Source organism: Streptomyces sp. NBC_01261, assembly GCF_036226385.1.
Taxonomy (GTDB): domain Bacteria; phylum Actinomycetota; class Actinomycetes; order Streptomycetales; family Streptomycetaceae; genus Streptomyces.
The window spans coordinates 2291142-2304217 of sequence record NZ_CP108463.1 but is presented as its reverse complement, the minus strand read 5'-3'; the positions used below and the strand labels follow the sequence as shown (position 1 = coordinate 2304217).

Below are 13076 nucleotides of genomic sequence, written 5' to 3'. Positions count from 1 at the left end.
CCCAAGTCGTAGCACCCGAGTCGTAGCAGCCAAGGGGGTACGCCGAAGGGCCCGGATCATCAGTGATCCGGGCCCTTCGGCGTGACCGTCCCTACCGCGAGACCAGTTCCAGCAGTTTCTCCTCCGCCGGAACCTCCTCGACGAGGGAGGCGCGGGAGGTGCGCCACAGCCACAGGATGTCGCGGCCGAACGACCACACCAGCGTGCCCAGCGCGAGGGCCACCACGGCGATGTTGGCCGCGTGCGGCAGCAGGTTCGCGCCCGCGAGGAGCAGCAGGATGCCCTGCGTGGCGGCGACCGTCTTGCGGGCGGTGCTCGGCGGCAGCGGGGCGTTCAGCCACAGCCAGACGCGGGCCGCGGCGACGAACCCGTAGCGCATCGCGCCGATCAGCAGGACCCACGGCCCGAGCTGCGTGGAGACGTACACGCTGAGCACCAGGATCAGGAACGCGTCGACCTCCATGTCGAACCGCGCGCCCAGCGCGGTGGAGGTACCCGTGCGCCGGGCGACCTTGCCGTCGACGCCGTCCAGGATCAGGGCCACCGCGGTCAGCCCGACCAGCAACGTGACCGGCGGCGAGCTCTCGAAGGAGTCCGCGACCAGCGCGGTCACCCCGCCGACCAGGATGGCCCGGCCGAGCGTGACCCGGTTGGCCGGGCCGAAGGAACGGGTCCGGGTCCGGTGCAGCGCCTTGGAGAGCACGGCCCAGGTGGCGATCGCGAATGCCAGGCCGGTCAGCCAGCCGGCCGGCCCCATCCCGATCGCCGTGCCGAGCAACGCCAGCAACAGGATCTGAACGCCCGCTCCCACAGCGGTCTCCTGCTGGACCAGCCTTGCTTCGTATGTGTTGTTCAGGGCCACCGCACACCCTCCGGCCGTATGACAGAGTCGATCAACGCCGCGTACTGTGCGCGGCCTGTGGTTACCCGTACGTGAACAGCTTCCCGATCGTTCAGGAGGATCCCGATGAAGCGCACCGCGAGGGCGTTTTGGATCGGTCCACCGGGCCACGGCGAGATACGCGACGTCGTCCTGCCCGACCCCGCCGAGGACGAGGTGGTGGTCCGATCCCTGTGGTCGGGCGTGAGCCGCGGCACCGAGACCCTGGTCTTCCGCGGGGGCGTCCCCGAGAACCAGCACGCGACCATGCGGGCCCCCTTCCAGGAGGGCGACTTCCCAGGTCCGGTCAAGTACGGCTACCTCAACGTCGGGGTCGTGGAGGAGGGCCCGGACGCGCTGCTCGGCCGTACCGTCTTCTGTCTCTATCCGCATCAGACGCGCTACGTCGTCCCGGTGAGCGCCGTGACACCGGTGCCGGACTCCGTGCCCGCCGGGCGGGCCGTGCTCGCCGGGACCGTGGAGACCGCCGTCAACGCGCTGTGGGACGCGGCGCCGCTGGTCGGCGACCGGATCGCGGTGGTCGGGGGAGGCATGGTCGGCTGCTCGGTGGCCGCGCTGCTGGGCCGTTTCCCGGGTGTGCGGGTGCAGTTGGTGGACGCCGATCCCGCGCGCGCGAAGACCGCCGAGGCGCTCGGTGTCGGCTTCGCGCTGCCGGCGGACGCGCTCGGCGACTGCGATCTCGTCGTCCACGCCAGCGCCACCGAACAGGGCCTCACCCGCGCGCTGGAACTCCTCAGCGCCGAGGGCACGGTCCTCGAACTGAGCTGGTACGGCGACCGGAAAGTGAGCCTCCCGCTCGGCGAGGCCTTCCACTCCCGCCGCCTGGTCATCCGCAGCAGCCAGGTGGGCACGGTCTCCCCGGCGCGCGCCAATCGCAGCTACGCCGACCGGCTCGCGCTCGCCCTCGACCTGCTCGCGGACCCGGCGCTGGACGCGTTGGTCACCGGGGAGAGCGACTTCGAGGAGCTGCCCCAGCTGCTGCCCAGGCTCGCCTCGGGGGAGATCCCTGCGCTGTGCCACCGGGTGCGTTACGCCGACATCGGCTGAGAACTGTTCAATTCCGTACGAGCAAGAGCGTCTGACCTGAGAAAAGAGTGAGAGTCGGCTGAACAGGGGGAGACGTGGAGCCGTACTAGACGGCATCCCCCGGCAGGGATCAGCCGGGGGACCAGACGCGCCGCACCTGGAGGGTCGTCCGTTGTTCAGCATCACCGTTCGCGATCACATCATGATCGCCCACAGCTTCCACGGCGAAGTGTTCGGGCCCGCCCAGCGGCTGCACGGAGCCACGTTCCTGGTGGACGCCACCTTCCGGCGCGAGCAGCTGGACGACGACAACATCGTCGTCGACATCGGTCTGGCCACCCAGGAACTGGGCGCCGTCGTGAGCGAGTTGAACTACAGAAACCTCGACAACGAACCCGATTTCGCCGGGGTCAACACCTCGACGGAGTTCCTCGCGAAGGTCATCGCCGACCGGCTCGCCGGGCGGATCGAGAAGGGCGCGCTCGGCGAGGGCGCCCGCGGTCTCACCGGACTCCAGGTCACCCTGCACGAGTCGCACGTTGCCTGGGCGAGTTACGAGCGTGCCCTGTGAGCGACGTGACCATCGACCGCGCCCCCTCGCTGGGATTCCTGCCCGCACAGCGCACGGCCTCCCGGAATGCCGAGATCATCCCCATGTCCCTGCGCAGCGTGCACTTCGTGATGCCGGGCGGTGTCGACGACCCGGCCGCGCCGAGCGGCGGCAACGCCTACGACCGGCGGGTCAGCCTGGACCTGCCCGGCTTCGGCTGGCAGGTCCACAAGCACGCCGTCGACGGCGAGTGGCCCCGGCCCGGTGCCGCCGCCCGTACCGAACTGGCGCGAGTGCTGCGCGAGTTGCCGGACGGCGCCGCCGTACTGCTGGACGGGATCGTCGCCTGCGCGGTCCCCGAGATCATCGTTCCGGAGGCCGACCGGCTGAGCCTGGCCGTCCTCGTCCACCTCCCGCTCGGCGACGAGACCGGCCTGGAGGCCGCCGTAGCCGCCGACCTGGACGAGAAGGAACGGACGGTCCTGCGCGCGGTGTCCGCCGTCATCGGCACCAGCGAGTGGGCGGTCCGCCGCCTCGTCTCCCACCACGGCCTCGCCCCCGAGCGCGTCCATGTCGCGACCCCCGGCGCCGACATCGCGCCCCTCGCCTCCGGCACCGACGGCGTATCCCGCCTGCTGTGCGTGGCGGCCGTGACCCCGCGCAAGGGGCAGCACCGGCTGATCGAGGCCCTGGCCGCAGCCGCCGACCTGCCCTGGACCTGCGTCTGCGTCGGGGGCCTCGGCCACGACCCGGAGTACGTCGACCACCTGCGCGGCCTCATCAAGCAGTACGGCCTCCAGGACCGGCTGCACCTCGCGGGCCCGCAGGCCGGCGCCGAACTCGACGCCAGCTACGCCTCCGCCGACCTCATGGTCCTCATGTCGTACGCCGAGACCTACGGCATGGCCGTCACCGAGGCCCTCGCGCGCGGGATTCCCGTGCTGGCCACGGACGTCGGCGGGCTGCCCGAGGCGGTCGGCCGCGCCCCCGACGGCGGGGTGCCCGGCATCCTCGTCCCGCCGGAGGCCCCGGCCGCCCTCGCCGCCGAACTGCGCGGCTGGTTCGGCGAGGCCGACGTACGCCGGCGGCTCAAGGCGGCGGCCCGGGGCCGGCGTGCGGCACTGGACGGGTGGGCCACCACGGCCCGCAGCCTGGCCGGCGTCCTCACCCGGCTCCCCAGCGAACCCCGGAGGGCGGCATGAGGAACACGCGGCCCACACGGGCCACGGCACAGGTTGGACGGATCCCGGCGCAGCCGGGACCCAGGGGCGTACCGCTGGGCATGCTGGTCGCCCCGGCGCAGGCCGACGCGAAGGACCTGACGGCTGGACAGCCGGGGCCGGAGGACATCATGGCGGGAACGGTCCAAGTGGACGCGGGCGAGCAGACAGAGCCGGGTTCCGTGATCCCCGGCGCCGGGCCCGCGGGCCGCCCCGGCGAGCGCGCCACCGTACGGCTGCGGGACGTCGGACCCGACGACCCGCCGCGCTACGCGCCCGAGTGGCTGGAGCTGCGGGAAAGTGCCGACGCCGTGGCGCGGGCGCCCGAACTGCTCGACCCGCTGCGCATCCGGCTCGCCAACCTGCCCGGCCGCTCCGGGGTCGTCATCCACGACCTGGGCTGCGGCACCGGCTCGATGGGACGGTGGCTCGCGCCCCGCCTCGACGGCGCCCAGCACTGGATCCTGCACGACCGCGACCCCTACCTCCTGCACTTCGCCGCCGTCGCCTCACCCCGCGCCGCCGCCGACGGCAGCCGCGTCACGGTGGAGACCCGGCGCGGTGACGTGGCCCGGCTGACCCCGGACGCGCTGGTCGGCGCCTCGCTGGTGACGGCTTCCGCGCTGCTGGACGTCCTCACCCGCGAGGAGGTCGACGCCCTCGTCACCGCCTGTGTCGGCGCCGGCTGCCCGGCGCTGCTCACCCTGTCGGTGGCGGGCAAGGTCGAACTCACCCCGGCCGACCCGATGGACGCGGAGATCGCCGACGCGTTCAACGCCCACCAGCGGCGCGACGGCCTCCTCGGCCCGGACGCCGTCACCGTCACCTGCGAGGCCTTCGCCGCGCACGGCGCCACGGTCCGCGTCCACCCGAGCGCCTGGCGGCTCGGCCCCGACGAGGCCGCCCTCACCGCCGAGTGGCTGCGCGGCTGGATCGGCGCGGCCGTCGAGGAACGCCCCGAGCTGAAGGAGCGTGCCGACCAGTATCTGGAACGGCGCCTCGCGGCCTGCGCGGCAGGGGAGTTGAGCGTGCTCGTCCACCACAGCGACCTGCTGGCACTGGCCCGGCCGACGGGGGGCACGTCATGAGCGTCGAGACGATGAGGACGGTCGCACCGCGGCCGAGCACCAGGACACGCAGGGTGCGTGTGGACCGGTCCACACCGGTCGCCCTCGCCCTGCGTACCGAGACCGCGGTGGAAGCGGTACGCCGTCCCAAGCACACCCCGCCGCTGCACAGTTCGGCCGTCTCCGGCGACCGCATCGGGGTGATCGTCGCCGCCCCGCGCCCCACCGCCGACCGCGCCTCCGGCGCCCGCCGCGTCCTGCGCGCGATCCTGAACCGGGTGAACTCCCGCGCGGTACGCACCCACTTCGGCACGGTCGCCGGCGTCACCATCCTCGGCGTCCTCCTCTGGCGGCTGGGCACCGGCGTCTTCCTGGACGGCCTGCGCCGCATCGACGCCCCGACCCTGCTGATCGGACTCTTCATCGGCGTGGTCACCACGGTGTTCAGCGCCTGGCGCTGGGCCCTGGTGGCGCGCGGCCTGCGCATCAAGCTGCCGCTCGGCCCGGCCGTCGCCGACTACTACCGCGCCCTGTTCCTCAACGCGGCCCTGCCCGGCGGCATCCTCGGCGACGTGCACCGCGCGGTACGCCACGGACAGAGCGCCGGCGACATGGGCCGCGCCGTCCGCGCCGTCGTCCTGGAACGCGTCGCGGGCCAGATCGCGCTCGCCGTCGTCGGGGTGACGGTCCTGCTGGGCCTGGACTCCCCGGTGATGGGCGACGTCCGCAGCATCGCCCCGGTCGTGCTGCTCGCCGCCCTGGGAGCACTCGCGGTCGTGGCCGCCGTACGCATGAACCGTCCGGCCACCGCCACCCGCCGGAGCCGCGCCCTGCGCACCACCCTCGACGAGGCCCGCGCCGGACTGTTCTCCCGCGCCAACTGGCCCGGCGTCACCTTCTCCTCGCTCGTCATCCTCGCCGGCCACCTCGCGATGTTCGTCGTCGCCGCCCGGGCCGCGGGCTCCGCCGCCACGGTCGCCCAGCTGCTGCCGATCGCGATCCTCGCGCTCGTCGCCATGGGCCTGCCGCTGAACGTCGGCGGCTGGGGCCCCCGCGAGGGCGTCACCGCCTGGGCCTTCGGCGCGGCGGGCCTCGGCGCCAGCAGCGGCCTGTCCGTCTCGGTGATCTACGGCGTGCTCAGCTTCGTCGCCGCCCTGCCCGGCCTGCTCGTCCTGGTCGCCCGCTGGTACACCGGCCTGCGCACCGCCGGGCCCGGCACCGCCGTACCGGGCCCGGTGCCCGCTCAGGCCTCCGCGGTCAGCATCGAGAAATACGCGCCGAAGGAATCGGCGAGGCTCGCCAGCAGTGCCTTCCCCTTTTCCGCCGAGCCGAGGGACGGGCGCCCGATGACGCCCGACTCGGTATAGCCGGACATACCGAGCGTCAGGAGATGGCGACGGTCGTCGGCGACGAAATCGGAGGTCTCATATCCGGGACGGATCAATTCGGGATGAGCGTGCAGAAGAATGGAGGTCTCGATTTCCCCCGCATGCATATCGGTGAGCAACGAGGTCAGTACTCCGGCCCGCTCCAGCGCCGTCTCCCAGTCCTCGGCGGCGGGGAACAGCGCCATCCGCTCACCGCGCGCGGAGGACTCCTGAACGACGTTGCCCAGCACGTAGTTTCCGCCGTGACCGTTGACCACCACCAGGGTCCCGACTCCCGAGCGGCGGAGCGAGTCCGCGATGTCCCGCACCACCGCATGAAGGGTCACGGAAGAGATGCTGACGGTCCCCGGCCAGGCCGCGTGCTCGTGCGAGCAGGCGATCGTCACCGGCGGCAGGAGATGCACCGGGTACACCGCGGCGATCTCCCGGGCCACGGCACAGGCGACCAACGTGTCGGTCGCCAGCGGAAGATACGGGCCGTGCTGCTCGAAACTGCCGACCGGAAGGACGGCGACCTGTGTTGATACTTCTGCCCCCCTAGACCGCACGTCCTCCGTGGTGTCCGCCGGCACCAGTCCGTATGCCGCCGTCCGTGAGTCCGAACCATTCATTTTTTCACGGCCTTTCGTCTCTGCTTAGGAACCAGATCATGACAGAAAACATTGGCGTACTCGGCAAGCAGAAGTCCGCGCAGCCCAGGGGCGCGGAACGCGTCGTGAATGCTCCCTTGCCCACCGTGTACGGCAAATTCCAGGCGATCGGTTACCTGGACCACGACCGCGGTGACGAGCAAGTGGCCCTGGTCTACGGTGACATCGGCACGGACGACGTACTCACCCGACTCCACTCGGAGTGCCTGACGGGCGACGCCTTCGGCTCCCAGCACTGCGAGTGCGGCGACCAGCTCGACGCCGCGATGCGAGCCGTCGTCGCCGAAGGCCGGGGCATCGTCGTCTACTTGAGAGGGCACGAGGGCCGCGGCATAGGCCTGCTCGCCAAGTTGCGCGCGATGGCTCTTCAGGCGGAGGGACTCGACACCGTCGAGGCGAACCTCGCCCTCGGCCTGCCGGTCGACGCCCGTGACTACGGCGTCGCCGCCGAGATCCTGCACGACCTCGGGGTGGCCAGCGTCCGGCTGCTCTCCAACAACCCGCGCAAACGCGAGGCGTTGCTGGAACACGGCATCAAAGTCTCCGAGGAGGTACCGCTGTTGATCCCGCCCTGCGAGAACAACATCACCTACCTCCGCACCAAGCGGGAGCGTCTCGACCACCACCTGCCCCATCTGGACGCGGTGGCGCACTGGTCCTGATTCGGGTGAGCGCGGTCCGGACAGGAAGAGGGAATGACCGACGACGTCCTCTTCCTCTCCGGCGACCGGGTCACGGACCTGCTCGACACCGACACGGCCATCGCCTCGCAGCGCGCGGCCTTCACCGCGCTCGGTGCCGGCGAAGCCGACCTGCCCGACAAGATCATGCACCCGAGCCGCTTCGACGACAGCGTTGTCTTCGCCTACGTCTCCCGGCTGTCGGCGGACACCGGGGCGGTGGCGAAGTTCGGCAGCGTCAACCCCGCCAACGCGCGCGCCGGGCTGCCCACGATCCACGCGGTGATCAGCGCCCTGGACCGGTCCACTGGACAGCTGGTCGCGGTCATGGACGGCACGGCGGTGACGACCCTGCGGACGGCCGCAGGCAGCGCCGTCGCCGTGGATGTCCTGGCCGTCCCCGACGCCGACCGCCTCGGCGTCCTCGGCTCCGGCACCCAGGCCCTCGCCCACGTCCGCACGATCGCCCGGGTCCGGGACCTGACATCCGTACGCCTGTGGAGCCCGAACCCCCAGCGGCGCGCACGGGCCGCGGAGACGCTGACGGCCGAACTGCCCTTCCCCGTCGAGGCGGTGGCCACAGCTGAGGAGGCCGTGACGGACGCGTCCGTGGTGGCCGCCTGCACCCTCAGCACCACCCCGGTGGTGCACGGCGCCTGGCTCGCGCCCGGCTGCACGGTCGTCAGCGTGGGCTCCTTCGAACCCACCCGCAGCGAGGTCGACCCGGAGGTTCTACGGCGATCCGCCGCCGTCGTCGTCGACGACCCGGAGACGGCCGCGGAGCACGCCGGACCGATCGTCGACGCCCTGCGCGCCGGCCTGCTCACCCCCGCCGACCTGATCCCGCTCGGCGCCGCACTCACCGGCTGCCGCGCGGCCCGTACCCGACCCGACGACATCGTCTACTACAACAGCGTCGGACTCGGCATCCAGGACGCGGCAGCGGCCTGGGCCGTCATCCACGCGGCCAAGAAGGAGCGCCCGTGAAGCGTCAGGCAGAGGTCGTCGTCATCGGCGGCGGGGTCATCGGCACCAGCATCGCCTACCACCTGGCCCGCGCCGGCGTCCGGGATGTCGTCCTCGTCGAACGGGACGAACTCGCCGCCGGGTCCACCTCCAAGGCGGCCGGCGGAGTACGGGCGCAGTTCTCCGACGGGCTCAACGTGCAGCTGGGCGCCCGCAGTCTGGAGGCCTTCGAGCGCTTCGAGGAGGACACCGGCCACGACATCGGGTTACATCGCGTCGGCTACCTGTTCCTCCTCTCCACGCCCGAGGACGTCGCGTCCTTCGAGGCGGGCGTCCGGCTGCAGAACTCCCTCGACGTGCCCAGCCGCCTCATCGACCCCGTCGAGGCCCGCCGCCTCTCCCCGCTGATCAGCACCGACGGCCTCATCGCCGCCGCCTACTCGCCCGACGACGGCTACTGCACCCCCGAAGCCGTCGTCCACGGCTACGCCTCCGCCGCCCGGGCCCACGGCGCGACGATCCTGCGCCACACCGACGTCACCGGCATCGAGACCCACGGCGACACCATCACCGCGGTGGCGACGACCCTGGGCCGCATCGACACCGACACGGTGATCTGCGCGGCCGGCGCCTGGTCCAGGGCGATCGGCGCGATGGCGGGCGTGGACCTCCCCGTGCAGCCGCTGCGCCGCCAGATCGCGGTCACGGAACCGGTCACGGGACTGCCGCCGAACCTCCCCATGACGATCGACTTCACCACCAGCCTCTACTTCCACACCGAGGGCCCCGGCCTCCTCGTCGGCATGTCCGACCCCGACGAGCGTCCCGGCTTCGCCACCGACACCCACGACCGCTGGATCCCGCGCCTCGCCGACGCCATGCGCCGCCGCGCCCCCGACCTCCTGGAGCTGCGCCGCACCGGCGGCTGGGCGGGCCTGTACGAGAACACGCCGGACCACAACGCCCTGATCGGCGAGGCGACTTCGGTCTCCCGCTTCCTCTACGCCACCGGCTTCTCCGGCCACGGTTTCCTCCAGGGACCGGCCGTCGGCGAGGTCGTCCGCGACCTGTACCTCGGCCACGTACCCTTCGTGGACGTCAGCCCCCTGAGCGCCGGCCGGTTCGCGGCCGACGCCCCGCGCCCGGAGGTCAACCTGGTATGACCGAGCTCCAACTGTGGCTGCGCCACGAGCCCCGAACGACCGAACGCCGCACCCCGGTCGTCCCCTCCGACGCCCGCCACCTCGTCGAGAACGGCGTGACCCTCACGGTCGAGGAGTCCCCGCAACGGATCTTCCCCATCGAGGAGTACGAGGCGATCGGCGCCCGCGTCGTACCCGCGGACTCCTGGGCGTCGGCGCCGCAGGACACGGTGATCCTCGGCCTCAAGGAACTTCCGGACCAGCCCACCGAGTTGACTCACCGTCATATCTTCTTCGGCCACGCCTACAAGGGCCAGCCGGGGGCGAGCGACCTGCTGCGCCGGTTCGCGGCCGGGGGAGGAGCGCTGCTCGACCTCGAATACCTGGTGGACGACAAGGGGCGCCGCCTCGCCGCGTTCGGATTCTGGGCGGGCTACCTGGGCGCGGCCCTGGCCGTCCTCCAGCACCGGGGCCGACTGGTCGCACCGCTGACGCCCACCTCGAAGGAGGAGCTGGACAAGACGCTCCAACTCGTCGCAGGAGACGATGAGTTCAGCGCTCTGGTGATCGGCGCGCTGGGCCGCAGCGGACGCGGAGCGCGGGTCGCGTTCTCCACGGCCGGGATCGAACCGACCTGTTGGGACCTGCCCGAGACCCAAAACCTGGACCGCCCGGCCCTATTGGCCCACGACGTGCTGGTCAACTGTGTTCTGGCTACGACCCCGGTCCCGCCCTTCCTCCGCGAGCCGGACCTCGACGACCCGGCCCGCCGCCTCCGCACCGTCTCCGACGTCACCTGCGACGTCGGCTCACCCCTCAACGTCCTGCCGGTCTACGACCGCACGACCGAATGGGACGCCCCGGTACGGCAGTTGCACGAACGTCCCCCGCTAGACCTCATCGCGATCGACAACCTGCCGTCCCTCCTGCCGAAGGAGTCCAGCACCGACTTCTCGGCCGCGCTGCTGCCCCAACTCCTGGACTTCGTCACCGGCGGAGCGTGGGGACGCAATCTGGACCTGTTCCGTACGAAGTCCCGTGAACTCGGAATCGCCGTGGCGGAAGGGGAGTTGGGCCATGTCTGACGTGGTGCGCGCGAGCGGCACCGTCCACTGGATCGGCGCCGGACTCTCCACGGGCAGCGGCCTCGCCCTGCTCTGCGACACGGCCGTGCGGGTACGGCTGTGGCACCGCACCGAAGAGCGTGCGGCGCAGGCTCTGGACCACCTGGGCCTGACGGGACGGGCCGAGCCGCGAGCGTTCGGACTCGCCGCGCTCACGGCCGAGTTGGCGCCCGGAGACGTCGTCGTCTCCATGCTGCCCGCACCCGAGCACGCGGCGCTCCTGGCCGTCTGCGTGCGGCGGCAGGCACACTTCGCCTGCTCCAGCTATGTCTCGGACGCCGTCCTCGAACAGGTCCCGGCGGCCGAGAAGGCGGGGATCGTCGTCCTCACCGAGGCCGGTCTCGATCCCGGCATCGACCACCTCTTCGCGCACAGCCTCGTCGCCCGAGCCCGGGAGGCGATCAGCGACGGTACTGCGGCCTCGTACAGCCTCACCTCGTACTGCGGCGGGGTTCCCGCGGTGCCCAACGACTTCCGGTACCGGTTCAGTTGGGCACCGGCCGGAGTGCTGGGCGCGCTGCGCTCACCGGCGCGGTACCTGGAGGACGGCGCGGAGACCACGGCCGGCCGGCCCTGGGAGGTGACCCGGCCGCATGTCGTCGACGGCGAGACCTTCGAGGTCTATCCGAACCGGGACAGCGTGCCGTTCATCGAGCAGTACGGCCTGCCGGCGGGCTGGACACCCCGGACCTTCGTGCGCGGCACCCTGCGCCTCGATGGCTGGCTGCGGGCCTGGGACGCGGTGTTCGAGGAGCTGAAGGCGGGCGACGACACCCGGATCGCCGCACTGGCAAGGGAGTTGGCGGCCACCTACCCCACCACGGACGCCGACCACGACCGGGTCGTCCTCGCGGTGACCCTGGACGTCCGGGGCGACGCGGGCGACACCTGGTCCGGCAGCTACCTCCTGGACCTGGTCGGTGACGAGGAGGAGAGCGCGATGGCCCGCTGCGTCTCGCGCCCGCTCTCCCTCGCCGTCCGACACATCCTGTCCGACGACCTGCCGTCCGGCTTGAACCGGGCGGCGGAGACGGCGGAACGGTCACGGGAGTGGCTGAGCGAACTGGCGGGGGAGGGGCTGGAGTTCACACTGCGAGTCGATCAGTAGCGGTAGCAGCGACCGGGCCTCAGTCCGTGACCGCCTCGTGCACCAGTTGCTTCAGCTCGGGGATGATCTTCAGGGAGTGCTTCGGCCGCAGCTGGGTCATGAACTGCACGGTGAGATCGCGGCCCGGGTCGACCCAGAACGTCGTCGTCGCCGCACCGCTCCATCCGAACGCGCCCAGTCCCGTGGGGGATTGGGTGCGCTCGGGGTCGATGACGACGGAGACACTGAGGCCGAAGCCCATGCCGTCGTTGCCGGGTTCCTGGTGCGCGGGGCTGCCGAAGGCGCGCATGTCGGCACCGCCGGGGAGGTGGTTGCTGGCCATGAGGTCGACCGTCTCGGGGGCCAGTAGTCGGGTGCCGTCGAGTTCGCCCCGGCGCCGCAGGAACTCCGCGAACCGGTGCACGTCGTACGGGCTCGCCGCCATTCCGCCGCTGCCCGACAGGAACCGCGGCCGACCGCCCCGCAGCGGCAGCCCGGCGATCGGCTCGATGCCGCCGCCGTCCGCGTCGCCGTACAACTCGGAGAGCCGGTCGGCTTTTTCGCCCGGGACCGAGAAGCCGGCGTCCGGCATCCCCAGCGGCCGGAAGATCCGCTCGGCGAAGAACTCGTCGAGTCGCTGCCCGGACACCACCTCGATGATCCGGCCCAGCACGTTCGAGGCGACGGAGTAGTTCCACTGCGTGCCCGGCTCGAACTGGAGCGGCAGGCTCGCGTAGATGTCGATCGTCTCGGCGAGGTTCGCGCCGGGCGGCACGGACGACTCCAGGTGCGCCTCCCGGTACAGGGCGTCGACCGGGTGCGAGTGGTAGAACGCGAAGGTCATACCCGAGGTGTGGGTCATCAGGTGGCGGATCAGCATCGGCTGCTCCACCGGCCGAGTCCTGACGTCGGCGCCGGAGCCGCTGTCGTAGACCCGCATGTCCGCGAAGGCCGGGAGATGGCGGCCGACCGGGTCGTCCAGGGAGAGCTTGCCCTCCTCCATCAGGATCAGCGCGGCGACCGCCGTGACCGGTTTGGTCATGGAGTAGATCCGGTACAACGTGTCCGGCGTGACGGGCAGTTGGGCCGCGACATCGCGATGCCCGTGGGCGGTGAGGTGGGCGACGCGACCACCGCGGGCCACGGACACCAGGAAGCCCGGCAGGCGCTCCACGTCGACGTAGTGGGCGAAGTGCTGGTCCAGGCGGTCCAGCGCCTTGTGATCCAGTCCGACCTCGTCCGGGTCGACCTCTTGTCGCAGCTGTGCCATGGCTC

General features: G+C 71.8%; 12 protein-coding genes and 1 pseudogene. 10 read left to right on the top strand and 3 right to left on the bottom strand.

Translation table 11 applies throughout. The features are described 5' to 3' along the window. Positions 1–91: 91 nt before the first annotated feature. Complete coding sequence (locus tag OG226_RS10095; RefSeq protein WP_329348649.1) at positions 92–862, bottom strand: CDP-alcohol phosphatidyltransferase family protein; 771 nt, start codon at positions 860–862, stop codon at positions 92–94. Positions 863–967: 105 nt separating this feature from the next. On the opposite strand from OG226_RS10095, the gene OG226_RS10090 reads away from it, so the two are divergent. The 5 genes and pseudogenes from OG226_RS10090 to OG226_RS10070 all read left to right on the top strand — a co-directional run. After that, on the top strand, positions 968–1948 hold the full coding sequence (locus OG226_RS10090) for a zinc-dependent alcohol dehydrogenase (RefSeq protein ID WP_329348648.1): 981 nt from the start codon (positions 968–970) through the stop codon (positions 1946–1948). Positions 1949–2099: 151 nt separating this feature from the next. Next, entirely contained in the window at positions 2100–2498 is a 399-nt protein-coding gene (locus OG226_RS10085) for a 6-pyruvoyl trahydropterin synthase family protein (protein ID WP_327400035.1), read from the top strand. After that, the gene (locus OG226_RS10080; protein ID WP_328676465.1) at positions 2495–3679 is read left to right on the top strand and encodes a glycosyltransferase family 4 protein; all 1185 of its coding nucleotides are present in this window, start codon (positions 2495–2497) and stop codon (positions 3677–3679) included. The genes OG226_RS10085 and OG226_RS10080 overlap by 4 nt, the downstream gene beginning before the upstream one ends. Before the next feature lie 149 nt (positions 3680–3828). Continuing rightward, the gene (locus OG226_RS10075; protein ID WP_329353355.1) at positions 3829–4785 is read left to right on the top strand and encodes a trans-aconitate methyltransferase; all 957 of its coding nucleotides are present in this window, start codon (positions 3829–3831) and stop codon (positions 4783–4785) included. Further along, positions 4782–5867, top strand: a pseudogene (locus OG226_RS10070) (lysylphosphatidylglycerol synthase transmembrane domain-containing protein); the annotation flags it as partial. The gene OG226_RS10075 and the pseudogene OG226_RS10070, both read left to right, overlap by 4 nt. A gap of 140 nt (positions 5868–6007) precedes the next feature. Here the strand turns inward: OG226_RS10070 and OG226_RS10065 are convergent. Further along, positions 6008–6763 (bottom strand): creatininase family protein, encoded by a 756-nt coding sequence (locus OG226_RS10065; protein ID WP_328676463.1) that lies wholly within the window; start codon positions 6761–6763, stop codon positions 6008–6010. Between the two features lie 38 nt (positions 6764–6801). Here OG226_RS10065 and ribA point away from each other — a divergent pair, with 38 nt between their 5' ends. Genes ribA through OG226_RS10040 form a run of 5 tightly spaced genes read left to right on the top strand, consistent with a single transcriptional unit; the run spans position 6802 to position 11822 of the window. Further along, complete coding sequence (gene ribA, locus OG226_RS10060) at positions 6802–7464, top strand: GTP cyclohydrolase II (protein ID WP_318019959.1); 663 nt, start codon at positions 6802–6804, stop codon at positions 7462–7464. A gap of 33 nt (positions 7465–7497) precedes the next feature. Next, a complete protein-coding gene (locus tag OG226_RS10055) occupies positions 7498–8469 on the top strand; it encodes an ornithine cyclodeaminase family protein (protein ID WP_329348647.1) in 972 nt (323 codons plus the stop codon). Further along, positions 8466–9611 (top strand): NAD(P)/FAD-dependent oxidoreductase, encoded by a 1146-nt coding sequence (locus tag OG226_RS10050; protein ID WP_329348646.1) that lies wholly within the window; start codon positions 8466–8468, stop codon positions 9609–9611. The genes OG226_RS10055 and OG226_RS10050 overlap by 4 nt, the downstream gene beginning before the upstream one ends. After that, positions 9608–10675 (top strand): saccharopine dehydrogenase, encoded by a 1068-nt coding sequence (locus OG226_RS10045; protein ID WP_329348645.1) that lies wholly within the window; start codon positions 9608–9610, stop codon positions 10673–10675. Before OG226_RS10050 ends, OG226_RS10045 begins: the two co-directional genes overlap by 4 nt. Continuing rightward, positions 10668–11822 carry a saccharopine dehydrogenase family protein gene (locus OG226_RS10040; protein WP_329348644.1) on the top strand — a complete coding sequence of 385 codons (1155 nt, stop codon included), beginning with the start codon at positions 10668–10670 and terminating at the stop codon, positions 11820–11822. Before OG226_RS10045 ends, OG226_RS10040 begins: the two co-directional genes overlap by 8 nt. A 19-nt stretch (positions 11823–11841) precedes the next feature. Here OG226_RS10040 and OG226_RS10035 read toward each other — a convergent pair whose 3' ends face one another. After that, on the bottom strand, positions 11842–13071 hold the full coding sequence (locus OG226_RS10035; RefSeq protein WP_328676450.1) for a serine hydrolase domain-containing protein: 1230 nt from the start codon (positions 13069–13071) through the stop codon (positions 11842–11844). Positions 13072–13076: the final 5 nt, after the last annotated feature.